The 22,174-nt window shown below is 66.5% G+C and carries 24 protein-coding genes and 1 riboswitch; of the genes, 10 read left to right on the forward strand and 14 right to left on the reverse strand.

Annotation, left to right across the window (positions count from 1 at the left end; all coding sequences use genetic code 11):
- Positions 1-128 precede the first annotated feature (128 nt).
- On the reverse strand, positions 129-1,499 hold the full coding sequence (locus ACWEO2_RS01890) for a purine-cytosine permease family protein (protein ID WP_452403587.1): 1,371 nt from the start codon (positions 1,497-1,499) through the stop codon (positions 129-131).
- Positions 1,496-1,610: riboswitch (TPP riboswitch) on the reverse strand. (Overlaps the previous gene by 4 nt.)
- 179 nt (positions 1,611-1,789) lie before the next feature.
- Between ACWEO2_RS01890 and ACWEO2_RS01895 the strand changes: the two genes are divergently transcribed.
- Complete coding sequence (locus ACWEO2_RS01895) at positions 1,790-2,068, forward strand: hypothetical protein (protein WP_355186763.1); 279 nt, start codon at positions 1,790-1,792, stop codon at positions 2,066-2,068.
- Here ACWEO2_RS01895 and ACWEO2_RS01900 read toward each other — a convergent pair.
- Positions 2,046-2,843 carry a DUF72 domain-containing protein gene (locus ACWEO2_RS01900; RefSeq protein ID WP_452403588.1) on the reverse strand — a complete coding sequence of 266 codons (798 nt, stop codon included), beginning with the start codon at positions 2,841-2,843 and terminating at the stop codon, positions 2,046-2,048. The genes ACWEO2_RS01895 and ACWEO2_RS01900 overlap by 23 nt on opposite strands.
- Positions 2,844-2,925: 82 nt before the next feature.
- Here ACWEO2_RS01900 and ACWEO2_RS01905 point away from each other — a divergent pair, with 82 nt between their 5' ends.
- Positions 2,926-3,390: a DUF4383 domain-containing protein gene (locus tag ACWEO2_RS01905; protein WP_452403589.1), complete on the forward strand. Its 465-nt coding sequence runs from the start codon at positions 2,926-2,928 to the stop codon at positions 3,388-3,390.
- On the opposite strand, the gene ACWEO2_RS01910 is transcribed toward ACWEO2_RS01905, so the two are convergent.
- Positions 3,384-4,478 carry a glutamate--cysteine ligase 2 gene (locus tag ACWEO2_RS01910; RefSeq protein ID WP_452403590.1) on the reverse strand — a complete coding sequence of 365 codons (1,095 nt, stop codon included), beginning with the start codon at positions 4,476-4,478 and terminating at the stop codon, positions 3,384-3,386. The two genes, ACWEO2_RS01905 and ACWEO2_RS01910, sit on opposite strands and share 7 nt — an antisense overlap.
- A gap of 85 nt (positions 4,479-4,563) precedes the next feature.
- Between ACWEO2_RS01910 and ACWEO2_RS01915 the strand changes: the two genes are divergently transcribed.
- From ACWEO2_RS01915 to ACWEO2_RS01925, 3 genes are all read left to right on the forward strand, one after another.
- Positions 4,564-5,094: a pyridoxamine 5'-phosphate oxidase family protein gene (locus tag ACWEO2_RS01915; RefSeq protein WP_452403591.1), complete on the forward strand. Its 531-nt coding sequence runs from the start codon at positions 4,564-4,566 to the stop codon at positions 5,092-5,094.
- 131 nt (positions 5,095-5,225) lie between these two features.
- Entirely contained in the window at positions 5,226-6,005 is a 780-nt protein-coding gene (locus tag ACWEO2_RS01920) for a helix-turn-helix domain-containing protein (RefSeq protein WP_355186773.1), read from the forward strand.
- Positions 6,006-6,253: 248 nt separating this feature from the next.
- A complete protein-coding gene (locus ACWEO2_RS01925) occupies positions 6,254-7,105 on the forward strand; it encodes a fructosamine kinase family protein (protein WP_452403592.1) in 852 nt (283 codons plus the stop codon).
- A 7-nt stretch (positions 7,106-7,112) separates the two neighbouring features.
- On the opposite strand, the gene ACWEO2_RS01930 is transcribed toward ACWEO2_RS01925, so the two are convergent.
- From ACWEO2_RS01930 to ACWEO2_RS01940, 3 genes are read right to left on the reverse strand one after another with little or no spacing between them, the layout of a single operon-like run.
- A complete protein-coding gene (locus ACWEO2_RS01930) occupies positions 7,113-7,985 on the reverse strand; it encodes a TIGR03619 family F420-dependent LLM class oxidoreductase (RefSeq protein WP_433722665.1) in 873 nt (290 codons plus the stop codon).
- 1 nt (position 7,986) lies between these two features.
- Entirely contained in the window at positions 7,987-9,477 is a 1,491-nt protein-coding gene (locus ACWEO2_RS01935; protein WP_452403593.1) for an FAD-binding protein, read from the reverse strand.
- Positions 9,468-9,974 carry a VOC family protein gene (locus ACWEO2_RS01940; RefSeq protein WP_452403594.1) on the reverse strand — a complete coding sequence of 169 codons (507 nt, stop codon included), beginning with the start codon at positions 9,972-9,974 and terminating at the stop codon, positions 9,468-9,470. The genes ACWEO2_RS01935 and ACWEO2_RS01940 overlap by 10 nt, the downstream gene beginning before the upstream one ends.
- A gap of 117 nt (positions 9,975-10,091) precedes the next feature.
- Between ACWEO2_RS01940 and ACWEO2_RS01945 the strand changes: the two genes are divergently transcribed.
- Positions 10,092-10,727, forward strand: a complete 636-nt coding sequence (locus ACWEO2_RS01945) for a TetR family transcriptional regulator (protein ID WP_452403595.1) — start codon at positions 10,092-10,094, stop codon at positions 10,725-10,727.
- A 59-nt stretch (positions 10,728-10,786) separates the two neighbouring features.
- Here ACWEO2_RS01945 and ACWEO2_RS01950 read toward each other — a convergent pair whose 3' ends face one another.
- The 4 genes from ACWEO2_RS01950 to ACWEO2_RS01965 form a co-directional block, all read right to left on the reverse strand.
- The gene (locus ACWEO2_RS01950) at positions 10,787-11,008 is read right to left on the reverse strand and encodes a hypothetical protein (protein WP_452403596.1); all 222 of its coding nucleotides are present in this window, start codon (positions 11,006-11,008) and stop codon (positions 10,787-10,789) included.
- Entirely contained in the window at positions 11,001-11,780 is a 780-nt protein-coding gene (locus ACWEO2_RS01955) for an enoyl-CoA hydratase-related protein (protein ID WP_354957869.1), read from the reverse strand. The genes ACWEO2_RS01950 and ACWEO2_RS01955 overlap by 8 nt, the downstream gene beginning before the upstream one ends.
- A gap of 225 nt (positions 11,781-12,005) precedes the next feature.
- Positions 12,006-12,611 (reverse strand): hypothetical protein, encoded by a 606-nt coding sequence (locus tag ACWEO2_RS01960; RefSeq protein WP_452403597.1) that lies wholly within the window; start codon positions 12,609-12,611, stop codon positions 12,006-12,008.
- 298 nt (positions 12,612-12,909) lie between these two features.
- The gene (locus tag ACWEO2_RS01965; protein ID WP_355186790.1) at positions 12,910-13,605 is read right to left on the reverse strand and encodes a TetR/AcrR family transcriptional regulator; all 696 of its coding nucleotides are present in this window, start codon (positions 13,603-13,605) and stop codon (positions 12,910-12,912) included.
- A gap of 150 nt (positions 13,606-13,755) precedes the next feature.
- On the opposite strand from ACWEO2_RS01965, the gene ACWEO2_RS01970 reads away from it, so the two are divergent.
- Together ACWEO2_RS01970 and ACWEO2_RS01975 are read left to right on the forward strand one after the other, a co-directional pair.
- Positions 13,756-14,691, forward strand: a complete 936-nt coding sequence (locus ACWEO2_RS01970) for an NAD-dependent epimerase/dehydratase family protein (protein WP_452403598.1) — start codon at positions 13,756-13,758, stop codon at positions 14,689-14,691.
- A gap of 173 nt (positions 14,692-14,864) precedes the next feature.
- Complete coding sequence (locus ACWEO2_RS01975) at positions 14,865-15,227, forward strand: hypothetical protein (RefSeq protein WP_452403599.1); 363 nt, start codon at positions 14,865-14,867, stop codon at positions 15,225-15,227.
- A 112-nt stretch (positions 15,228-15,339) separates the two neighbouring features.
- Here the strand turns inward: ACWEO2_RS01975 and ACWEO2_RS01980 are convergent, their stop codons facing one another.
- Entirely contained in the window at positions 15,340-16,137 is a 798-nt protein-coding gene (locus ACWEO2_RS01980; protein WP_452403600.1) for a HugZ family pyridoxamine 5'-phosphate oxidase, read from the reverse strand.
- Positions 16,138-16,332: 195 nt separating this feature from the next.
- On the opposite strand from ACWEO2_RS01980, the gene ACWEO2_RS01985 reads away from it, so the two are divergent.
- Positions 16,333-17,427: a hypothetical protein gene (locus ACWEO2_RS01985; protein ID WP_452403601.1), complete on the forward strand. Its 1,095-nt coding sequence runs from the start codon at positions 16,333-16,335 to the stop codon at positions 17,425-17,427.
- A gap of 589 nt (positions 17,428-18,016) precedes the next feature.
- A complete protein-coding gene (locus tag ACWEO2_RS01990; protein WP_452403602.1) occupies positions 18,017-18,190 on the forward strand; it encodes a hypothetical protein in 174 nt (57 codons plus the stop codon).
- A 29-nt stretch (positions 18,191-18,219) separates the two neighbouring features.
- On the opposite strand, the gene ACWEO2_RS01995 is transcribed toward ACWEO2_RS01990, so the two are convergent.
- The 3 genes from ACWEO2_RS01995 to ACWEO2_RS02005 form a co-directional block, all read right to left on the reverse strand.
- Positions 18,220-19,470 carry a lipase family alpha/beta hydrolase gene (locus ACWEO2_RS01995; protein ID WP_452403603.1) on the reverse strand — a complete coding sequence of 417 codons (1,251 nt, stop codon included), beginning with the start codon at positions 19,468-19,470 and terminating at the stop codon, positions 18,220-18,222.
- A gap of 237 nt (positions 19,471-19,707) precedes the next feature.
- A complete protein-coding gene (locus ACWEO2_RS02000; protein WP_452403604.1) occupies positions 19,708-20,712 on the reverse strand; it encodes an SMP-30/gluconolactonase/LRE family protein in 1,005 nt (334 codons plus the stop codon).
- A 741-nt stretch (positions 20,713-21,453) separates the two neighbouring features.
- The gene (locus ACWEO2_RS02005) at positions 21,454-22,170 is read right to left on the reverse strand and encodes a metal-dependent hydrolase (RefSeq protein WP_452403605.1); all 717 of its coding nucleotides are present in this window, start codon (positions 22,168-22,170) and stop codon (positions 21,454-21,456) included.
- Between the last annotated feature and the right edge of the window lie 4 nt (positions 22,171-22,174).

A 22,174-nucleotide genomic window follows, 5' to 3' on the forward strand; every position in this document is an offset into this window, starting at 1 on the left:
CGCAAATTTGCGGGGCACGCAAGATTGCGTGATCGGAAAGTTTTGCGCCGCAACGAGATCAACGACGCGTCAACCGCCATTGCATGAGATCAGCAGAGCCGCAATGGCCCCAGCGAATTCGGGCGTTGCTAGGCGGATTTGCGCAATACCGCAAGCCGTCCGAGCAACCAGGCGACCACCACCGCGGCCAGGAACGACAACAGCGACGCACTCATCCACGCCTGCTTGGTGAAGTGCACCTTCTCCTGCACGTCCACCCAGAAGTGTGTCCACACGCCTGCGTCACCCGGGTTGATCAGCTGGTACACCGAAAGTCCCACCAGCCATGCGAAAACCATGCCCCAGCGCGAGGGGGCGTTCGCCTCGGTATTCCACTGTCCCTTCGCGCGCAGGAAGAAGTCCGCGACCAGGACCCCGAGCAGCGGCACGAACACCGATCCGATCAGACCCAGGAAACCGAAGTAGTTCGCCATATTCAGCCGCAGCGCCAACAGTGTGATCAGGACGCCCAGACCGATCGACAGCACGCGCCGGTCGACCCGTGGCGCGAGGTTCTGGATCGAGACGGCCGTGGAGTACACATTCGCGAACGACTGGTCGGCCTCACGAAAGACGAAGATGAAGAAGAACACCGCGCCGAGGCTCACATTCAGGAACGGCGAGTACACCCCGCCGTCGCTGGAGGCGAGTGCCAGCGCGAACAGTCCCAATACATACGCGACGATCTGGGTGACCGCATACGCCCCGCTGGCCGCGCCGAATGCCGCACCGGTGCTGCGGGAATGCCGGGTGTAGTCGGCGGCGACCGGGACCCAGGAGATGGACACGGCCAGCGCCGCGTCGGTGGCGATCCAGAACAGGTTCCAGTCGACGCCGAACGGCCCGTCGCCGGTGGGACCCGGGTTGGTGGTGAGGTCGGGCAGGCCGGCCCGCACGAACTGGAGGTAGAACCAGATCAGCGCGATCACCACACCGGCGGTCACGAATCGGCGCAGCATCCGCACCGAGCCAAGCGGCCAGATCGTCAATACGGTCGTCAGCACTCCCGCGGCGACCACGTAAACCCAGTGCGGCCCACCGTGGAACAACTCCTCGGCCGCATCGCCGATGACGATCAGCTCGAAGGTGCCCCATCCGATCAGCTGGGCGATATTGAGCACCGTCGGCAGATAGCTGAGCTTGGCGCCGAACAGCCCGCGCAGCAACATCATTGCGGGTTTGCCGGTTTTCGCGCCCGGCACCGCGGCCAGGCCGAGCATGAGTCCGCCGACGACAGTTCCGATGATCATCGCGAGAATGCCTGCGGCGATGGAGATCTGGGCAGCGCCATTGGTATTCGGCGCGAGCACGGTGTAGGCGCCGGAGAAGGCGATCAGGCTGACGCCGAGGTTCGCCCAGAATGCGCTCTGATCCCAGAACGAGAGCACCTTCGGTGCGGGCTGGTCCAGGGTCAACGGAGCTTCGCGCCGCTCGGATCGATCAAGGGTGGATGCAGACATCCCGGTACCGCTCTCCCTACGCCGGAATTACCCGGACAGGTTCATGCGGTCGGCGAAGCATGGGGTCCGCCCTCTCAGCCCGGCCGTGCCCGAGCTCCCGCGCTGGGGTTTGTTCGGGCCAAATGGTACACCTGCCCGCGGCTGCGCCCGGCTCGGCCTTCGGACATTCCAGACAGGTTCCGCGGTCCGCCCACGAAAACTGCGGAGAGCGTCCATACTGTCGCTACCGATCTGGTTATCGCCCGGTTATCTGCTGCTCATCGCCCGCCGACCCTGGAGTGAGACGCGCCATGATCCTGATCGCTGTGCACGAGACCGTACTGGCCCAAATCGACAATCCGACGCCGGAGGCCCCACCCAACTCGGACAAGATTCTCCAGATGGTCCGCTACCTGACCTGGCTGGTGATGCTATCGGGCGTCTGCGGCATCACCTACGCGGGCGGGCGCTTCGCGTGGGAGAAGTGGAACAACAGCACCTACGACTCGCCGAAGATGCTCGCCGGAGCGATGCTCGGCGGCGTCATTGCATCCAGTGCGGGCACCATCATGAATACCCTGGTCGGCTGAAACCCGCTGCCGCGCTTGCTGGTTGCGCGAGCATCGGCGTACGGGTGACGGTTGCTTTCGCGCCGTGCGCGAAGGCGACCGCATCGTGGACCGCGGCGCCGCCCGGGTCATTGTTGAAGTAGACGAAGACGTCTTCGCGGTCCGACCAGGTGTCGGCCAGGCGGCGCGCCCAACTCGTCAGTGCTGTGCGACCGTAGCGCGGTGGCGGTGTCGCGCGTCCGGAGTGCAGTCGCAGATAGCCCCAGTCCGTTGTGCGCCACAGCGGAGTGACCGGGCGGGAATCGGCGTCGGCCCAGCACAGCGCGGCACCGCATTCGGCAAGTACGGCACGGACCTCCGGAATCCACCAGGACTCGTGCCGGGGTTCGACGGTGACCCGCGTGTCGGTTGGAAAACAGCGCAGACAGGTGTCGAGCAGTGCCGGATCGGCGCGCAGCGTCGGTGGGAGTTGCAGCAGCACCGGACCCAGCTTCTCGCCCAGTCCGGATGCGTGCTCCAACAGCCGCGCGACGGGTTCCTCGGGTTCACGCAACCGCTTGATATGGGTGAGAAAGCGACTGGCCTTGACCGCGAAACAGAATCCGGGCGGTGTCCGGTCCCGCCACGACGCGAAGGTTTCGGTGCTCGGCAGTCGGTAGAAGACGCTGTTGCTCTCGACGGTCGCGAATCCCGCGGCGTAGAACTCCAGCCACAGCCGCTGCGGCAGTTCCGCCGGATACAGGACGCCGCGCCAGTCGTGGTACTGCCAACCCGAGGTGCCGACGAGCAGGGGCATATCTCCATCGAAGCACGCGCATCCCTTTCCCGGGACGGCTATATCAACTACGCTATGTAGTAGAAGATATCGGGAGGGCGCGATGCGGGCACAGTCGGTAGTCGGGCGTCGAATAGCGTTGGCGCAGTGGAGTTTTCTGCAGTGGGCTGTCTTCGTGCTCGGTGCGGTGCATATCGCGTGGGCGATCGCGGGGTGGATCGCCGAACCCAGTTTCGAACTCGGTGAACACGCTCCGGCGACACCGGTGCTCGGCATGGACTACAACGGCTGGCACGCGGTGGCCGGGCTATTGCTGTTCGGGCCCGCGCTGATAGCCGCGACCCGCAAATCGTGGTCGGCGTGGTACTGCGTGATCGCCGGGTCGGGTGGCGGATTTGCGGTCGGAGTGTGGGCGCTGTTCTCGCACCGTGTGCTGGTCTTCAGCTTCCCGAGCCATGTGACGGACGCGATCGAGCACCTGGTGACCGGCGCGACGCTATTGGCGCTGGTCGCCGTCCAGGCCATCCGCGACGGTGGACTGCGCCCGGTCTTCGGCATGTCTCAGTAACAGCCTTCGAGGGTTGCGGCGGCGAGGGTGTCGATGACATCGATGACATCGTTGTGCGCGTGCAGCGCGGCGCGTTGGCGGCGGGCACCGTTGCCGCGCGCCACGACCGCCTCGACGGTATCGGTGACGAAGTCCAGGTCGCCGGACTGCTCGAGTGCCGGGCCGACATAGTCGATCAACCGAGTGAGCAGTGTGCGGTTCGGAAAGGGACGCCCGGTCAGGGTGTCGAGGCCAGCGCCGTCCAGGCCGGACCGGGCGGCCTTCCAATACGCGGCGCGCAAGAGTTCTGCGGATACCCGCGGCGGGGGCCGCCGGTCCTGCTGCGCCATCACGACCCCGGCGCGAATCAGCGTGGCCAATAGCGCCGTCTCCTCGACGGTCGCCGGCACATCGCTGACCCGCACCTCGACGGTAGGAAATGTCGCCGAGGGCCGAACATCCCAGTACACCATCGCGGTATCGAGAATGCTGCCGCTGGCCAGCATCATCTCGACCATATCGTCGTAGTCCGCGATGGAGTCGAAAAAGGGTGGGGGACCGGCGCTGGGCCAGCGTCGCCACATAATGCTGCGCCAACTGGCGTATCCGGTATCGGTGGCGCGGTAGATCGGGGAATTGGCCGTCAGTGCCAGCAATACCGGCAGCCAGGGTCGCAGATAATTCCCGACCTGCACGGCGGTTTCTCGATTCGGCACCCCGACGTGTACATGGCAGCCGCATAATCCCTGCTCATGTGCGAGCATGCCGAAATTGCGCTCGATGCGCTGGTAGCGGGGGGTGTCGGTGACCGGAAAAGCGTCCGGCACGGCGGGCGGCACCGCGACGGCGAGCAGGCGCGCACCATGCTTTTCCGCGCAACCCGCGACAGCTGTGCGCAGTCGACGCAATTCATCGAGCAATTCCGAGGTCTGGGTGTGCACCGCGGTATTGGTTTCGACCTGACAGCGCGTCAGCTCCAACTGCAGATCGATCCCGATCTCGGCCGCGGCCGTCGCAACTTCGACATTGCGCGGGCTGGGGGCGCCACTGATCGGCTCCGCCAGCAGGAACTCCTCCTCCACGCCAACAGTCGGCGAGGCCGCGTCCATTCCTGGAGTTTACTGCGCGCGGTGCGCGCGTCGATCGCGATGGCCAGCGTCGATGAATTTCCGATATCCGGATCGTCTTACCGATATGGACGCAACCAATCTCGCAGACCTCTACGAGTTGCCGCCGCTCGACTGGGCCGATATTCGAAAACGGCTCGACGTCGGAATCGAACAAGGCCCCGGCAGCAATGGCCCGGACCGGCACACCTGCTGGCTGACCACGATCAACCCCGACGGCAGCCCGCATGTGACCGCTGTCGGCGCGCTGTGGGTCGAGGGCGCCTTCTGGTTCGTGACCGGCGCACGCACGCGCAAGGGCCGCAATTTGGCCCGCGATCCGCGCTGCTCGGTGAGCGTATCGACCCATGAGTTCGACCTGGTGCTCGATGGCACCGCAACCCAGGTCACCGACACCACGCTGGTCGCCGATATGGCGCAGCGCTATGTCGGTGCGGGTTGGCCCGCCCGCGTGGACGACACCGGCCGAGCGCTCACCGCCGCCTACAGCGCCCCCTCTGCGGGCCCGCCGCCGTGGCACGTCTACCGCGTGACTGCGCGCACCGCGACCGCCCTGTCGACGGTGGAACCGGGCGGTGCGACCCGCTGGCGGTTCTGAGTCTCGCTCCCTGCCGTCGCGGTCCTCGGGGTATAGCTCCCGCCGAGATCCCCGCGAGGTCGTGATCGCGGCATCGACTATTACCGGCGAGGTAATCGTTTCTGAGCCGTGCGGTTCGTAGGATCCTCAGGGTGAGTACGCAGACAGCCGGTGACCTGTTGCGCCACTGGCGGCTCGAGCGCAGGCTCAGCCAACTGGAATTAGCGGGGCGCGCCGAAACCTCCGCGCGCCATCTGAGTTTCATCGAAACGGGTCGCGCGAATCCGAGCCGCACCATGGTCGTGCACCTGTGCGAGCAGTTGGAGATCCCGTTGCGCGAACGCAACCGGCTGCTGCTCGCGGCCGGTTACGCTCCGGCCTACGCCGAACCCGACCTGGATACCCCTGCGATGGATGCGGTGCGCGGCGCGATGCGCCAGATCCTGGCCGGACATGAACCGTATCCGGCGCTGGCCATCGACCAGGGCTGGAACATGATCGACGCCAATGCCGGTGTCGCACTGCTGTTGGCGGGTATCGACTCGAAGCTGCTCACCGCACCGGTGAACGCGCTGCGCCTGAGCCTGCATCCCGACGGCATGGCCAGCCGCATCATCAACCTCGCCGAATGGCGCGGCCACATTTTCGAGCGCCTGGCCCGCCAAATCGAGGTCACCGGCGCGCCGGAACTGATCGAGCTCCGTGACGAACTGCGCCGATATCCGGGCGGCGAAGTAGATCTCGCGCTGCCCGAACCCGACCAATCGGTGGTGCCGCTGCGCCTGCGTCACGAGGATCACGAACTGTCGTTCATCAGCGTCACCACCGTTTTCGGCACCCCAATGAACGTCACCGTCGCCGAACTGGCGATCGAATCGTTCTTCCCCGCCGACGAGGAAACCAAGAAGCGCCTCACCGCGGCATCCCGATGATCCGGCGCGCCGATCGAATCGTGGGAACGCATGGGATGCAGTCGCATACGATCCCAGGTGCTGGTGAAGTCGAAGACCAACTCCGACGTATCCGAAGAACTACGGCGCGGAACTGGGAGTTGCTCGGGCGGTATGGGCGCAGGCGCCTCGGCGCGCTGAACGAGGTCCGGTGGAACTGATTCCCGGTGCGGACACGACGCATCGGAACCGGGAGTTCGGGCGGGGAACGAGTTGAGAGCAGGCCCGGTGTGGAGGTGAAGCAGTCGGCGCGGCTCGCGGAGTTGCTCGGCGTCCCGGTGCGCGCGGTGACCGATGTGGGGTCGAGTCATTCATGGACGCTGCATCGGGCCGTGCTCGCCGACGGCCGGGAAGTCTTCGTCAAGGCCGCGCTCGATCGGGCGCAGGTGTTCCGGGCGGAGGCGGCGGGGCTGCGGTGGCTCGCGGTCGGGGTGCCCGAATTGGTACCCGAAGTGCTCGCGGTCGACGACCGGATGCTGGTGCTGCCGTGGCTGTCCCGAGCCGCCCCGACGGCGGCCGCCGCGGAACGTTTCGGCCGCGATCTCGCCGCGCTGCACGCGAATTCGCCGGGATCGTTCGGCGCGCCCTGGGCAGGTTGGATCGCCGACCTGCCGCTGGACAACACCCGATTCGACGGCTCATGGGCACGCTGGTACGCCGACCATCGCCTCGCCCCATACCTTCCGCGCGCCGCCGCCGACCTCGGCCGCGACGGCACCCGCCTGCTGGAGCGCGTCATCGACGAGATCGAAACCCTGGCGGGCCCGAGCGAACCGCCCAGCCGCATCCACGGTGACCTGTGGTCCGGCAACCTGCTGTGGACCGCCGACCGCGCACTGCTCATCGACCCCGCCGCCCACGGCGGTCACCGCGAAACCGATCTCGCGATGCTCGCCCTGTTCGGTGCACCGCATCTGGACCGAATCCGCGGCGCCTACCACGAAATCCACCCGCTGGCCGACGGCTGGCGCGCCCGCATCCCGCTGCATCAACTGCACCCGCTGCTGGTGCACGTCGTGCTCTTCGGCGGCGGCTACCGAAGCCGGACGCTCGCGGCAGCCGCCGCCGCGCTTGCGGCATAGCGCCGTATCAGCTCGTTTTCGCGATGACCTTCTCCGCGAACCGCGACAGGTGCGCGATCTTGGTGTCCAGCGATTCGGTATCGGGTTCGGTCGTATACGGATAGCGGAAGCCCACGATCACATCGGTGACACCCTTGTCCTCCAACCGTTTCACGCCGTCCACGGTGAAGCCGTCCAGCGAGATGACGTGCACCTCGAAGTCCTTGCGGGTGCCGTATTCGGCGCGCAGGGTATCGAGTTTCGCGAGCAGCCGGTCCAATTCGGCCGGGTCACCGCCCGCGTGCATCCAGCCATCGCCGCGCTGGGCCGCGCGCCGCAAGGCCGGGCCGCTGTGTCCGCCGATGAGGATCGGGATCGGCTCGGTGGGCACCGGGCTGATCTTGATGGGCGGCAGATCGTAGTACTTCCCATGGAATTCGAAGTAGCCGCCCGCGGTGAGACCGCGCACGATATCGATGCATTCGTCCATGCGTGCGCCGCGATGTTCGAACGGCACACCCATGATCTCGAAATCATCCGGCCACGGGCTGATACCGACGCCGAAACCGAACCGGTTGCCGCTCAACGCCGCGATCGAGGCGGCCTGTTTGGCCACCAGCACCGGCGGGCGGATGGGCAGCTTCACCACGAACGGGGTCAGGCGCAGTGTCGTGGTGGCCGCCGCAATGGCCGCCGACAGCACGAATGCCTCGATGAACGGCTTGTCCTCCAAGAACTCCCGGCTGCCGTCGGGGGTATACGGGTAGGTCGCGTCGGATTCCTTCGGATAGGCCACGCTGTCGGCAATCGTCATCGACGTATACCCGGCCGCCTCCGCGGCCTGTGCCAGCGGCACATAGTAGGTCGGATCCGTCATTGTCTCGGCATAGGTGAATCGCATGTCAATCGCCTTCCATCCCGGTACTTTCGGCGCGGTGCGCCCTGTTCGGTGCCGCCCCCGATATGCCAGCCGCATGCGCACCGGCGCGGCGCCCGAAGTAGGACCCCTCGCCGAGACACGTCCCGCTGGCATAGCCGGAACTGTCCTGTGCCAAATTCGAGGCGCAGGCGCCCGCCGCGTACAGCCCGGAGACCACCGACCCGTCGGCGCGCAGCACCGCACCGTCGACGGAGGTGCACAGTCCGCCGAGAGTGAATCCGACGTAGGTGGCCCGGCCCGGCGTGAGATCGAAGGCACCCCACGGGCCTTCGGTCAACGGGGTCAGCCAGTCGGGATGCTTGCCGAATTCGGGATCACGTCCTTCGGCCGCGGCGGTGTTGTACGCGGTCAGGGTCCTGTGCAGGGCGCCATCGGGGATACCGAGCGCCGCTTCCATCTCCGAGACCCGGTGCCAGCCGTCGATGAATTTCACCATCGGCAGCTCCGGCCACCCCATATGCTTGCTGTCCACGATCAGGTAGGCCGTCGAATCCGGTTGCGCGACAACAGCACCCGCTGTCCGCCCGTGATAGGAATCCTCCGCGACGAACCGCCGACCCGCCTTGTTCACGATGATCCCGTACAGCAGATCGGCCGGGGGATAGAACGACGCGGTCAGGAACACCCCGTCCATTCGCGTGACGGCGCCGCCCGCCGACTGCCCGAGCCGAATGCCGAGCCCGTCATCGGATGGCACACCCAGCGGCAGAAAGCGTTCGGCCGATCGCGAGGTGTAGGCGGCGAGCATCTCCGGATTCATCACGAACCCGCCCGCAGCGAGCACCACCACTCCAGCGGCCGCACCGTCGCGCCAGCGCACCCCGACGATCCGCCCACGCGCGTCGGCGACGAGCTCGCGCACCGCGGTCTCGTACCTCACCTCGATACCCAACTCCCGGACCCGCTCGGTGAGCACCGCCATCACCTGCTGCCCGCCGCGCTCGGCCAGCGCGTTCACCTTGTGCCCGCGCGGTGCCGGGTGCGCCTGGTCGCGGTAGGGCCACACCTTTTCGTTGCCGGTCCACATCAGCCCCTCGGTGCCGGGCTGCACCACCGACTTCCCGGGATAGAACGACCGCTCGAACTCGATCCCGTGCGCCTCCAGCCAATCGAAATGCGCGACGCTGTCGGCGCAGTACGCGCGGATCTTGGCCGCGTCGGGCTCCGGAGTGACCGCCTCGAGATAGGCGATCATCGCCTCGACGCTGTCGGCATGTCCGGTCGCCGACTGCACCGGTGTGCCGCCCCCGAGATAGAAGTGTCCCGCCGCCAGCGCCGATGCCCCGCCCGCTGTGCCGCCGCGCTCCAGCAGCAGTACCCGCGCGCCCGCTTCGGCCGCGCTGATTGCCGCGCACGCTCCCGCGATCCCGAAGCCGACCACGATCACATCCGCGATGACGTCCCATTCGACCGGGCCGGTAATGAGCTGGGGGAGTTCGATTCCTAGGCCCATGGATTCGAATAACCCTCCGGGATCAGGTAATCGAACATCGCCTTCATATCCGCCGACAACCGCATGAGCTCAACGGTCGAACCGAGCGCACCGCCATCGAGATAGGTGAATTCCATTCCGACGCCCTCGACCGCACCCCGCGCGAGGATTTCCGCCCCGTCCGTCCTCGCCTCGGCCAGCGCCGCCTCATAGTCCTCGGGCACCCACGCGATGTGATGCAGTCCCGGCCCCACCGTATCCAGATGCTCGGAGTACAGGCTGATCCCGGATTTCGGCTCGATCAGCTCCAATTGCTGCCCGCCCGCATATCCCAGCGCCACGGTGATCGTGTAATCGGCTGGCGCGCCGCGCAATTCGCATGTCTGCGGCCCGAAGTGCACATCCGGGATGGTGAACCACTCGGCGACGCCATAGCGCTCGGTGTACTCCCGTCGGGCCGCATCGATATCGCGCACCACCCAGCACAGCTGGAAGATCGGACCCCGCGCGATGGTCATCGGATCACCTCAACTCCGCCCAGCGACTCGTCGGATTCGCAAAAACAGCCGGCACGCACGACCAATTAATCACTGATGCTTAACATCGTCAATACCCGGATTTAGTACAGTTCTGACATGGCCACCGATGATCCGCGTGCCGCGCTGCTCGACGCGGGCGAACGACTCATCGCCGAACGCGGCGTGGACGTCCCGCTGCGCGATATCGCGGCGGCCGCGGGCCAGCGCAACAACTCAGCGGTGCACTACTACTTCGACTCCCGCGGCGGGCTGATCGAGGCCATTGTCGAACGCCGCATGAACTGGCTCGAGGACCGCCGCATGGGTCTGCTCGCCCAGCACGAGGCCGACGGCACCGCACACGAGATCCACACCCTGGTCGCCGTGCTCACCGCACCCATCCTCGAACTCATCGGCACACCACGGATCACCCACTACGGTCGCTTCCTCGAAGTGGTGCGCGCCCACCCCGTGGTCGCCGACGCCCGCCGCCTCGCCGGTGCTGACCGCGCCGCCGTGCGCATCATCGCCACCCGCCTCGACGCGGCCCTCGCGCAACTCCCACCCCGCCGACGCCGCCAACGCCTGGAAACCATGGCAACGGTGATGTTCGCCTTGATCGCCGACTATGAACGTGCGCTGGAAGCGGGCGTGCGCACCGCGGACCCGGACAGCGATGCGGCCGAAATCATCGACATGATCGTCGCCATGCTCACCGTGCCGGTCCACCAGGCGACACCTGGTGGCGCCTAGATTTCTGTTCGGGATCGAACTCTGGACATCAGTGGTCGCGACTGCGTCGTATCAGGATGTCAGCGGTATCCGTAGTCGTGCCAGTTCGCGAGGACCCGTTGCTGGATATCGGTAGGCCAGCCCGGATCGAGATCTCGGGCACCACCGGCGATCTGGCAATCGTCTCCGGTGCCAACGGGCCGGGCGGGATTTCGCTGAGTGAACTGCGCCTGCTGGGTTCCCGCGGCGAGGAAACATGGCAACCGCTGCAGGGCGAGGATCCGCCTGGCGGCGCTAATCACGCCAGACGGGTGGGCGCTTGGCCAGGAAGGCCGCCATCCCTTCGCGGGCGCCGGGGAGTTGGGCGGCGGCGGCCATGACTTCCAGGGCGAGGGCGTAGGCATCTGCTTCGGGGCGGTCGAGTTGGCGGTAGAGAGTGCGTTTGCCGAGTGCCTTGCTGGCCCGGCTGCCCCTGGTAGCGCGGGCGAGCAACTCGGCAACGGCAGTGTCGAGCTCGGCATCTGGCACCGCTCGGTTGATCAGGCCCCACTGTTCGGCGGTGCGGGCATCGATCGGGTCACCGGTGAGGGCGAGTTCCATCAGGCGTTTGCGGCCGACCGCGCGCGCCACCGGCACGGCGGGAGTGTGGCAGAACCAGCCGCCCTTGCCGCCGGGAAGCGCGAAACCGGCCGATTCGGCGGCGACGGCCAGGTCGCAGGAGGCCACCAACTGGCAGCCGGCGGCAGTGGCCAGACCGTGCACGCGAGCGATCACCACCTGCGGCACCGACTCGATGGTGGACATGAGCTCCGTGCACAGTGTCAGCAGTTCCCGCACACCGAGCAGGTCGCGCGCGGCGACGTCGGCGAAATCATGTCCCGCGGAGAACACCGGACCGCGCGCCCCGAGCACTATCCCGGTGGCGTCGGTCTCGCCGGCGGCCCGGAACGAGGCGAGCAGTTCGGCCAGATGCTCGCTCGACAGCGCATTGCGCCGCTCCGGCCAGTTCATGGTGATGCGCACCGTGTCGCCGTCCCGCGCGACCAGCACATGTCGATACTCCAAGGCGGTCATACCTCCACCGTAGATCTCCACAGGCAAGGAGACGACACCTCGCGAGTGATCGAGACCCCGTATCGTTTGTCGGCCGATCCCATCGCCATACCCACCGACGTACCTGTTGCGGCCACCCGTCGCAATTCGTTGCCGAAGCACACCGAATTCAGGTCCCCGAATGGCCGAAACCAGGCCGGACCGATCTGGTACGGCCCCCCGCTTCGACGCCGGGGGCCGCTGCGATCATTTGCTCAGAGCTTTGCCGCCATTCGGAGCCACCGCGAACCACGTTCCACCGACACCCTGGCCCAGCAGATCGCCTGGTTTGGTGTCTTTCGAGAAGTAGTACACCGGCCAACCCCCGATAGTGATTTGGCATGCGCCGTCGGCACGTTCGATGAACCCGACGAGTTGGGGGTCGACGCCCGAGGCGTAGAGCGCTTGATCGCGGGCAACGGTCAGCGGCGGCCAGGTCACGGCGCACTGCCCGGAGCAATTGGATACCGATGGCGTCGCGGTGTCCTTGTCGAACCGGTACAGCGACCGGCCGGATCCGTCCGATACAAACTTTCCGACGCTCGGGTTGCTGGTCACCTGGAGTTGCACCGCGTTCGCGGTCCCGGCCGGGGCCGCACCGCCGTAGATCTTCAGCCAGCCTTGCGTTTTCGCTACTGCGGCAGCCTGTCCCGCTGCGGGCGCTGCTGTGGCTGCGGCTGTCGCAGTCGAAGACGTCGTCGCCGTCGCCTCGGCGCCTTTGTCGCCACCACAGGCGCTGAGCAAACCTGCGAGAGCGACCGCAGCAGCGGCGAGCGGCACTGCGGCACGCTGGATTCGTTTGGCTGAATTCATCTTTCGGATCCTCCGTCGCTGATCGATGAGGTGCACACCGCATCTCGTCCCCCGTACTACGAACTACCGCAACCATTCGGTTCACCCGGGACGCCACAGTCGTGGTGTTTGCTATCTCACAGTTGGAAGTACAAAGAATCGGGCGCTTCTGTCGAATTTGGTGATCTAATCGAGTTTGATGGATTTATCAGATATGATCAATGTGTCGAGCTATCGCGAAACAGGGCAGAGCTGGGGCTGTGATCGGCGGGCGAAACGTGGTCCTGTGCGGGCTGCCGACAAGCCGATTGCCTGAAGGTCAGGCGGGCAGGCCGATCAGGTCGGCGATGAGATTCATCTGGTGTTCGAAGTAGTCGCCGACGGCAGTGATGGTGCCGTCGAGGCGGCCGAAGATCTCGAAGGTGACGAGCCCGAAAAGCTGCGTCCAGCCGAGGAATACGCGGTCGAGCACCTCTTCGGGCAGCCCGGACTGCTGCTCGTCGATGAGGATGCGCAGATCGCCGCGCACAGAGTTGGGCAGCGGCGTGGCCAGTGGCGCAGGCCGTAGCAGGCCAGCGCTTTCGGCATCGGCGGCGATGTCGGCGAGCAGCAGGACGACGGTGGCGGCGGGCGCGATGGTGTCCCGGGGCGCGTCGTAGCCCGGGATGGGGCTGCCGTAGAGCAGGCCGTATTCGCTGGGATTGGCGGTGGCCCAGTCCCGCACGGCCGTGCAGACGGCGAGCCAGCGGCCGCGTTGGTCGCCGGTCGGCCGGGCTTCGGCCGCGCGGGTGGCGGCATTGCCGAGCGATTCGTAGCTTTCCAGGATGAGAACGGTGAGCAGGTCGTCGCGGCTGGGGAAGTAGCGGTAGAGCGCGGAGGCGACGATGCCCATGTCGCGGGCGACTCCGCGCAGTGAGAGTCCGGCGCCGTCGGCGGCCAGCCGCTTCCGGGCGGTGGCCTTGATTTCCTCGATCATTTCGGTGCGGACGCGGGCGCGCAGGGATGCGGCGGACATATCCGCAGTGTAGAGAACGGGAAGCCATAGGAGAACAGTAGACAACTAAGAGAACACTGTTCTTGACGGGAAACGCTGTGCTCGCTTACTGTCGAATCATCCCGAGAACACTGTTCTGAATGAAGAACGCCAGACCGGATCGAGGACCTCATGTCCCTGCACGTCGTCATCGGAGCGGGCCCCGTAGGCACCGCCACCGCACTCCTGCTCGCGGCCCGCGGCGAGCACGTCCGCCTGATCACCCGCCGCGGCTCCGGCCCCGAGCATCCGGCCGTCGAACGTGTCACGGCCGACGCCACCGACGCTGCTGCCCTGGTCACCCACTGCCTGGACGCAACCGCCGTCTACCAGTGCGCCCAACCGGCCTATCACCGCTGGCCGCAGGACTTCCCGCCGCTGCACCGCGCAGTGCTGACCGCCGCGGAACACTCCGGCGCAATGCTGGTCACCGTCGGAAACCTGTACGGCTACGGCGAATTCGACGTTCCGGTCACCGAAGACCGGCCGCTGCGCCCGAATTCGGTAAAGGGCCGTGTACGCGCCGAGATGTGGGCGGAGCAACTGGCCGCACACGAGGCCGGTCGCATCCGCACCGCCGAGGTGCGCGGCTCGGACTACCTCGGCCCCCACGCCACCTCCGCGGCGACCACCCTGCTGCTCCCGGCGGTGCTGTCCGGCCGACGCGCCCTGGTCCCCGCCGATCTCGACGCACCGCACACCTGGACCGCCACCGCCGATGTGGCCCGCCTGCTGGTCGCGGTGGCCGCAGACGAATCCGCCTGGGGCAAGCCTTGGCACGTGCCCTCGGCTGCGCCGCTATCGGTGCGCGCGCTGGCCGAGCTGCTCGCGACGGTTGCGAAAGCCCCGCCCGCCCGCGTCACGCGCATGCCTGCGGCGCTGCTCTGGTCGGCGGGCCTGTTCGTTCCGGCCGCCCGCGAGATCCGTGAACTGCGCTATCAGTTCGATCGCCCGTTCATCATGGATTCCTCCGCCGCGACGGCGCATTTTGCCCTCGACCCGACCCCGCTCGAGGACTCTCTGCGGGGGACCGTCGACGCCTTCCGGGGCCGCGCCGCCCGGCAGTGACAGGAGCACCGACGATGTCCAGCTCGAAGGCTGCGGACCAGGTATCAGCGCGTGTGGCGTTGCCGATCGATATCTGCCGTCACGATGCTGCTCGACATCCTGGCCGTGGCTGCCCCGACAGCGCGGTCCGCAGCACTTTCGTGCATTTGCTGATGGCCGGTAACAATTGGGGGATGAGCAATGGGGCAAGCCGCTCCGCGGGCGTGGTCGTCGAGTCGCCGGCGGGTACGAGCGTCGGTAGATATACCGGATACTGGGAGGTGTTGGATTCCGCGGTGTTGCATCAGGAGATCCCCTCCAGCATCCTGGCGTGCGTCGACGCCGACACCGCGCATACTCGCGCGGTAGCGGCGGGCGCACGATCGCTCGCCCCGGTCCAAGCCGATTTCAGCGGCGCGCGACACGGCCTGGTGCAGTGCCCCTTCGGACACCGCTGGATACTGACCAGCCGCACAGAAGATCTCTCGGCAGACGAAATCGCTCAGCGCTTCCGCGACTGGCTCGCAGCAGGTGAACCACTCGATCTTCAGCCCTGACACGATTTGCATCGAGAATTGCGGAGACCACGGGCAACGTCACCCTCGCCGCCGTCACGCCCCAGCCGTCCGCCGATGCCGAAGGCATCTGGCAGGCGCAATGCCCGCGGTATCAGCCCTCGCGGGCAAGCCGCGTCAATTCGACTGTCGCCGAACGTAACTCGCCCGCGGAATCGATCGGCGTCAGATAGCCCACCCGGGTCCGCGCCACACCCCGCGGTGTCACGACCCGCAGGTCCAGCCCATACCGATCGGCTCTCTCGCAGCTCGCCTCGGTCGCGTCCGGATACCCACCCAACACCTGCGCCATCGACAACAGCGCATCGGCGTGATCATCATTGAGATGCGTGATCGGCCGCCCCGCCAACGGAATGACCGGATCCGGCGCAGCCGCGAGATACTGCTCGGCACTCGCCGAATCCATCCGCCCATACCCGCCGACCCAACGAATCCGCCGCACCCGCAACACCCACAGCGAGAAATCGCTGTAATCCACGTAGTACTTCGCCGCGGGCACCGCCGCCAGATGCGCCTCGCGCGCCGCATCCGCCTCCGCACCGACCGGACGCTCCACCACACCGGCCAGCGTGATCCGCGTTCCGGCCAACGGATCGGCGGGCATCTCCGGCGCCACCACCGACAGGCTGGCCCGCGGGTCGGCCGCGAGATTGCGCCCATGCTCGGCCATCCGCGAGACGCACAGCACCGGCTGCCCCGCCAGCAGCCCATAGGCGACGAACGACGCCCATGGCCCACCATCCTCGCTCAAACTCGCCAAGGTGGCGATATTCGTCACCGCCGCAACGGTTCTGGCCTCCTCGGCCGCGGAGGGCCGGGCGGGATTCACCACCGGCGCGGTCGGTTGTGGAATCGAAGGCGCGTCGCCCGGATCACCATGATCGAGAGTCATACCGTCCATCCTCGCAGGTATCCACGACCTGTCCACGGAGGTATCCCGGCTCCGGCAATGAGCCTGATGGCGGAGCACAGCCGCACCACGCAGCGACGCGGGAGCGCAGACATCGGACACCCGAAACGCCGACGACCGGATATCGAAGCGATCGATCGCGCGCGCAACGGCGGCCGATCGGGAAAACTGGCGTGCGTGACCCGATACGCATTCGACGCCGACCGCAACGCCCTGGTCGCCATCTGGGCGACCGGACGCGGCGATCTCGCGACAACGGTGGCCCAACTGCCACCGATAAACCACGACCAGGCAACGAGTTTGGCGTCGAATCTGACCACCCTGTCCCGCTTCCAGTGGCGCACCTACACCCATCCGGCAAGCGCCGCAGGCGATCCCGATGTCCCCAATAGCGAAGCCTGGCGGCGCGCGGAGGAGCGCCGCAACTTCAAGGAGGTCGAGGCCGGGATCCGCACCCCGAACCTGCCCACCGACCGCGGTCTGATCGTCTCCTACAGCGGTGTGGTCGAATCCGCGCATCGCGTGGGCCGCACCCTGCACGCCATCGACGATGCCACACTGCGCGACACCATCGCCGCCGAAGTCCGCACCGAACAGGCCGCCATCGAATCCGCCGAACTCGGCGACCTGTCCGGCCGCGCCCGCCAGGCGGTCGAACTGTCGCGCCCGGACGTCTCACCCGCCCAGGTGCAGGCCGCCGACGAACTGCTGCGCGCCGATCCGCTCGGCACCATCGAACTGTTCACCGAACTCGATCCCGCCTCCGCCTCCGTTGCGGCCGCGCATTGGCTCTACGCCGCCGCCGAAGTAGCAGGCGAACTCGCGGATGTGGCGACCGCCGACGTGGTCGTCGAGGCCGACGATATCGAGGCACTGCAAGTCGAGACCCCGACCCTGGTACTGGAACGCCTCACCGCCGGTGAGACCCCGACCGAGATCGTCGTCGACCTCATCGCCGAGGCCATGGCCGTCTCCGAGGGGCATGTGCCAGCACCGTGGGCCGTGGTGGCCCGCGTCGCCGAAATCGAAGAGCAGGCCCGCAAATTCGACCTCGACAGCGCCACCCGCGCCGCCCTTCTCGATGAATTCCGCATCAGCCGCCTCGATCCCACCCGCCCGGCGCTCGACCTCCTCGAAGACCTCCTCGACGGCATCCGCGGCTGCCTGCTGCTGTATGCGACCCACACCGCGGGTGCGGACGCGCAGGTCGAAGCCCAATTCGCCGAGGATGTGCGTAGTGAAGCCGATACCCACTCCGATCAACTGTTCTGACCGGGTCCGCTGGCGCGCGCGGCTGTGCCGCAGCGGTTCCTGTTCGGGCCGGTAGGTCGCAGCGCCCACTCTCGTCCGTGGAATACACGGGAGTGGGCGTTGTGGTCTATTCGCTGCGCTGCTGTTCAGCCCGTGCCGCGTATCGTTCCGTGGCTCGGTATGAAGTTCCCGCCGCTCGGTACCCCGGCGCTGGTGTGCCACGGCGACGATACCGACCGCAGCCGAGTGCGCTGGACTGCTGGCGACCTGCCGGTGTTGGATCGTCGGCGTTATTTCTGCATCGACGTGATCGGGTCGATACCGTGCGCGGCTGGATGGCGACTGCGTCCCCGGCCAGCACGAACTGCTCGACATCGGCCCCGGCCAGATCGAGCACGTGGGCGCGGGTGTTGTCCCCAGAAACGGGCCCGCCGATCCGAGATCGGCGGGGATCAGCGCGCGCCACCAGTCGTCGCGTGACCGGCGGTGGCCCGCGCCGACCGACAGGTACACGAATCGCGGCCGCATGCGCCCGAGTCTGCCGCCCCCCGAGACGCGACCCCACCGGGGCGTTCGAGTCGAAACTGCACTGAGCGTGCACTATTCATCGATGGCGGACGAACGACTCATCGCCGAACGCGGCCGGGACGTCCCGTTGCGCGATATCGCCACGGCCACAGGCGCGCAACAACTCAGCGGTGCACCAGTACTTCGGCTCCCGATCGCCGTATTCATCCAGCACGTTCGGCGCAAGTCTGTGCTGCTAAGTGCTTCGGCGCGGTGACGAAGTGCATGACGCGAGGCAGGTGCGGATCAACCGCAGCGCATCGACTCGTGGCGCACATCATCGGCGAGCCAACGAACCAGCGCCGCGTATACCGTGTCGTGGTTGAGCAATGTGAAGTGGTTGGCTCCGGCGATGTGCAGACCATTGGCATCGTCGAAACCGATGCGGCGGGCTCGGTTTCGGCCGGAGCCACTGGCGGCGAGGACCAGGCCGTCGCCGATGAAGCGGCCGAGCGGGTGGCGGGGGCTGTGGGTAACCGTGGCGGTGACGAAATAGTGGTCGGCACAGTCCAGCAGCGGCACCTCGCGAATCACTCTGCGGCGCAAGGCGTCCGTGTCCAGACCTTGCCAGTCCTCGTCGACGAGCGAACCCTGGCGCAGATCGCGGATGCCGGCACTGCGACGGCGCAGCAGCCGCCCCAAGGGCCGGGTCTCCGGCACCCACACCAAAGCGGCGGAGGCGTAGTGGACGAGCTGCTCCAGTGGTGCGCCCAAATGCGGTGAGCCGAGACAGACGATATGCCGAACCCGGCGCACCCATGGCAGATCGGCTCGGTCGGCGTCATAGCAGGCGCCCCGCGCGATCAACCCGCCCATGGAATGGCCGACGAGCGCGATCTGCTCGACCGGCACCGGCCAATTGTCGACCAGGCGCTGCAGCATCCCGTTCAACAGGCGGGCGTTCTCGGAGATATGCAGCCCACTGTTGTACCGGACCAGCAGCGTCGTGCAGTCGAGATCGCCTTCGAGCCGCTCGGCATAGCTAGGCTGCCCGCCGAGTCGCCAGGCATGCTCGGTCTCCACCAGACCGTGCAGAAACACCACGAGCCGCGGGCGCGGATTCGACACCACATCGCCCACCCAACCCGGTGCGACCGGCTCACCATTGATCCGAAACGTCATCGGCCCGGCCAGAATCGGCCGCTCGTCCGCGAGACTGTCACCGATCAAACCCTGCAAGGCCGCAAGGAATCCGGACCCGTACACCGTGCGCGACGGCACCGGCGCGCCGGGCACATCCACAACCCGCTCGGCGAGCGCCCCCGCCGCGACCGCGGTGCCACCGACGAGCCGATATACCCCGTCGGTGATCGCATCGTGCACCACCTTGACCGGCTGCGCCGCCGGCCCGACACCCAACCGCACCGCCGCGAACATCCGATCGGATATGGCACGATGCACTGCCGCGATCCCATCGACCGCCCCACCGATCTCATCGCCCGCCAACCGCGCAAGCGCCTGAATCTCGGCCTGCCGCTGTCGCCCGCCCTCAGTCATACTCTCAGTGTACAACTGTTCACTGAGCTTCGTTTGTCGGCGAAATCAGCGCTGCCGTCGTACAGACGGCGCGCACTCGACGCCGCATACCGGTCCTCGTCATCCTTCCGCGTTGGCATCGCCGCTCCGTCGTGTCGAGTCGGATCCCAGCCGACGTACGGTCGTCGAGTTTCGAGCCGACCGAGTTCGATCGCGTCGACCGGTTCGAACGCGCATGACGAACGGCATTCTTCGTCGCTATGACGGCACGCGGCTCACCGCGACGGCGGATTCGGTGAGACTGCCGAGGTACAGGGTGCCGCTGTGTTCGACGACGCCGGTGACCAGGGCGTACTCGGTGCCCTCGGTCTGCAGGTCGTGCACGATCTCTCCGTCGAAGTCGACCGCCAGCACCCACACGGTCCGCGGCGGCTTGGGCTGCAGCCATTCCGGTAGCGCCCAGACGATGCGGCGCAGAATGCCAGGGAGGGGGAGTAGGCGGTCCAGCAATGGGTTTCGCGGCGAGGGCAGCGTGATCCACACCAAGCCGTCACTGCCCAATGCCATATTGTCCGGGAAGCCGGGCAGGTTCTCGATCAGCAGGTCGTGGGTGCCCGCCTTGGGGCCGCTGAGCCAGTAGCGGGTCACGCGGTAGGCCGCGGTTTCGGCGACGAGGACGCAAGAACCGTCGGGGGAGACGACCACCCCGTTGGCGAATTGCAGTCCGTCGATGAGGGTTTCGAGTTTGCCGGACATATCGAGGCGGAACAGGCGGCCGGTGCCGGAATGCTCCAGTAGATCGCCCCGCCACTGGTGCAGGGGAAAGCGCTGCGACGACGACGAGAAGTAGATCGTGCCATCTTCGGCGCGAACCACATTGCTGGCGAAGGGGAGTGGTTCACCGTCGACCTCGTCCACCAGCACATCGAGTGTGCCCGCGCTGTCCAGGCGCAGTAGTCCACGCTCGAAGTCGCAGATCAGAATCGACCCATCGGTGTCGGCATGCATGCCGAGCGGCCGACCGCCGGTATTCACCAGGAGGGTTGCCGCACCGTCCGCGGGGTCGATGCTATAGATCGAACCATCATCGACCCCTGCGATAACCCGGCCCTCCGCAGTGCGCACCACATCCTCGGGCCCGGCGCCCGGGAGTTCCAGCCGGGTGATCGGGGGAAGTGGTGTGGCGCTGCGTGTTTCGCGAGCGCGGGGTGGGGCGGTGGGTGGTGTCCAGCGCTGCGGCTGCATTGTCGATCCAGCGACCATGGCTCAGCCTATCCCGGCATCGGCAACCAACCGCATCGAACCGACCACCAAAAGACATGTCCATACGTAGATATGCGCATCTACGCATGCTAGCGCTCATCAAAGCGCAGACAACTACGTCCGGCTGCGCCGGACGCCGCATAGATGAGAGGGCACAACCCCCTTGGGTAAGCGATCACCATGCGCTCATGCAGGTAAGCGTCGAGAGTGCATGTGCACCAGCGCAGTCTCGACTCGATGCGGGGGTGAGGTGGGGCGTTTGTTGCGTTGTGAGGGGAGGTGCTGGTCGGGGTTTTGCGAAACCTCGGGGCGATTCCGCACTAGCCGGCTGATCGTGCTGGGTGTGCTGTCGCAGGTGGAAAGTTGTTCATTGCGAGGGGCTGGCGCGACGTGTGGGGGAGAGGGGAGGGGGTTGGGGAGGTTGCGAAATCGAAGTGGGGCGCGGGGAAGGTTTGGGGTGCTGAACGTTTCGCTGACGGGCGGACCAAACAGCAAGCGGGGGCGCTGGACCTGTGGTAGCTGTCGGTGGTGATCTGTGTGTCGGAAGGGGTCATTTAACTCGCCATGGTAATCATTGGATTATCTAGATATGCGAATTAATCTATGAAATGCTCCACTGGTACGGACATCGTGCAAATCGGAAGACCAAAAGCGGCAAAGACATCCGGGAGGGCGCCGTGAGTAGAGGCTACGGCGGGGCTCGTTGGAGACCGAGGTGATCGGTCTCCAACGAGTGAGCCGCTAGGGGTTAACAGTGAAGACGTGCCACAGTATGGCGAGGGTTGCCAGGGTGAAGAAGGGGGAGAGGATCCAGGTTTCGACCTTGTTGCCGGTTCGCTCGATGACCGGCAGGCTGGTGCGCAGGGAGAAGGGCCAGAAGAGTCGGCAGCCTTTGTCGGTGAGGCAATCACCCAGGAGGTGGGCGAGTGCGCCGAGGCCGACGGAGAACGGTAGCCATGACGGCTTGTCGGTGATCCAGTGGTCCATTGTGAAGGTTCCTGCCGCGGCCAGGATGATGATCGTGCCCCATGCTTCGATGCCGTCGCCGGAGGGGCAGAGGTGCAGTGCCCGTACCGCAAGGGCGAGCAGGAAGAAGACCAGTCCGAGGGTGAAATAGCGTCCGATCCAATGTTCGCCCGCCCAGGTTCCGCAGGCGGCGGCGATGACGAAGGCGAAGGAATGGGTGGCGTGCCGATGCCCGCCGGAGATCCAGGAGATCAGGCGGCACAGGTGATAGGAGATCGGACCGAGCACATGCGCGATGGTGCCGTTCGGATGGTCGGCATCGGGCAGCAGCGCGGCCCCGGCCGTCAGGAAGGTGCCGAGTAATACCTCGACTGCGCCGAGATGCGCATCCCCACTGGGCAATACCGGATATACCAACGCCGAGATGGGCAGCGTCGCCGCTGCCACCGACCAGGCGAACGCGCCACTGGTCGCATGTGAATGTCCTAGCACCGCA

Source organism: Nocardia sp. NPDC004278 (genome assembly GCF_053602975.1).